The following is a 2,058-nucleotide window of genomic DNA, read 5'->3' on the forward strand; positions in this document are numbered from 1 at the left end:
GTTTGTGGGCGCGGCGCGCCCCCCCCTCGCCCCCCGCCGCCCGGCCCCGGGCGGGCGGGGGGGGGTGGCGGCCGTGGGGGCCGTCCCCCGCGTCCGGGGCGCCCTGGCCGTCCGGGCCGTCCGGCGCGCGGCGGCCGTCGGCGAGCCAGTACTCGGCGGGCCGGGCGAACGGGCGCGGCGGCTCCCCCGCCGCGCCGCCGGCCCCACCGCCGGGGAAGGCCGGGTACTGCGAGACCAGCTCCAGGTAGATCTCCCGGAAGGCGCCGATCACCGGCTCCACGGCGAAGCGTTCCTGCGCCCGCAGCCGCCCGGCCAGCCCGAGCCGGGCGCGCCGCTCCTCGTCGCGCAGCAGCGCCAGGCAGGCGCCGGCCAGCGCGCGCGGGTCCCGGGCGGGCACCAGCAGCCCGGTCGGCCCGACCACCTCGCGGGCCACCCCGACATCGGTGGACACCACCGCCCGGCCGCTGAGCATCGCGTCCGCGAGCAGCCGGGGGCTGCGCTGGGACAGCGCGGAGAAGACGGCCAGCGTGCCGCCCTCCCAGACCTCGGCGAGCGAGCCGGGCCGCCCGGCGAAGTCCACCGCCGCGGCCAGTCCGAGCCGCTCGGCCAGCGCCGCGCAGTGCGCCCGGTAGCCGGGCGCGGCCTCCTCGCCGTGGATCACCAGCCGGGCCCGCGGCAGGTCGGCGTGCACCTGTGCGAAGGCGTGCAGCATCAGTTCGGTGTCCCGCCCCGGCTCCAGCGCGCCCGCCCACACCAGGGTCGGCGCGGCGGGCTCGGGCCCGGCCGCCGGGCGGACCACCGCGGGCGTCCCCTCGTACACCACCCGGGTGCGCGCCGGGTCGGCCCCGCAGCGGCGCTGCCACTGCTGGTCGTGGGCGCTGCCGGGGGTCAGGACGGCCGCCTGCCGGTAGGTCTCCTCGGTGAGCGCCCGGAAGTACGCCAGCAGCAGCGCCCGGACCGGCCACCGGTACGGCGCCTCGCGGTAGCCCAGGTACTGCTCGCGCAGGTGCAGGCCGTGCTCGGTGACCACGAACGGCACCCCGTGCAGGTACCGGGCGACGAGTGCGGGCAGCGCCGCGGGGCCGCCGCCGACCACGTGGCACAGGTCGGCGCCGCCGAGGCCGTCGGGCCCGGTGCCGTACCAGGGCGCGGACAGCGGCCGCAGGCACTGCTCCAGCAGGTCCGCCGCGACCAGCACGTCGCGGACCAGCGGCTGCCCGGCCGAGGTCTCCGCGCCCGGCAGCCGCCAGACCCGCTCCAGGGTGCGCCGGGCGTGCGCGGAGGCGAGGAAGGCGGGCAGCGTGCCGTCCTCCCGGGCGAGGACGGCCAGCCGGTACAGCCCGGCCCCGAAGCCGGCCCGCTCCCCCGGCAGCACCAGGGCTCTGACCAGGTCCTCGTACGCCCGGGCGTACTGGCGTCTGCGCAGCGCGCCGGGCACCCGGCCGCCCGGCCGGCGCCCCCACAGCGCCAGCTCGCGTGCCCCGCGCCAGGCGGGGGACGGCCGCTCGGCAGCGCCCTGGCCGGCCTGGCCGCCTTGGCCGGTCAGCAGGTACAGCCCGAACTCGTGCTCCGGCAGGCCCGCGGCCAGCCGGTCGCACCAGCCTCCGGCGCCGCGCCGGGAATGTGGGCGGGCACCCTCGGTGAGCAGGGCGATGCGCACGGGAGACCTCCAGGGCAGAGCGGATCACGGGCGGGCGGATCACGGGCGGGCGGGATCGACGGATGGCTTGAGCGGCTTGAGTGGTCACCGGGGCGGCCCCGCACGGCGGCGGGGACGGTCCGGGGGCGAGGAGTCCGGTCGGCCGGGTACGACACCGCGACGCTCCCCCGGCGCGGGGCACCACCGAGCGGTGGTGCGGCCGTCCGGCCCGACGGTCCGGCCGCGCCCCTCCCGCGATCCGTTCCCCCGGGCGCACGCCCGTTCCGGCGGGGGCGGGGCCGCGCCCCCGGGCCCCCGGGGGGGGGCGCCCCCGCCCCCCGGGGCTACGTGGTCCCCCGGCGCCGGGGGGGCGGGGGCGCGGGGGGGCGGTCGCGGGGGGGGGGGGGGCCCGGGGCGGG

The 2,058-nt window shown here is 81.3% G+C and carries 1 protein-coding gene; it reads right to left on the reverse strand.

Features of this window, described 5'->3' with window-relative positions; translation table 11 throughout:
• On the reverse strand, positions 1-1,660 hold a 1,660-nt coding region (locus ACFV6I_RS35630), incomplete at its 3' end, for a DUF3492 domain-containing protein (RefSeq protein WP_380430055.1).
• Positions 1,661-2,058 lie beyond the last annotated feature (398 nt).

Origin of the sequence: Kitasatospora sp. NPDC059803 (genome assembly GCF_042732255.1) — a bacterium.
In the GTDB taxonomy this organism is placed as follows: Bacteria; Actinomycetota; Actinomycetes; order Streptomycetales; family Streptomycetaceae; genus Kitasatospora.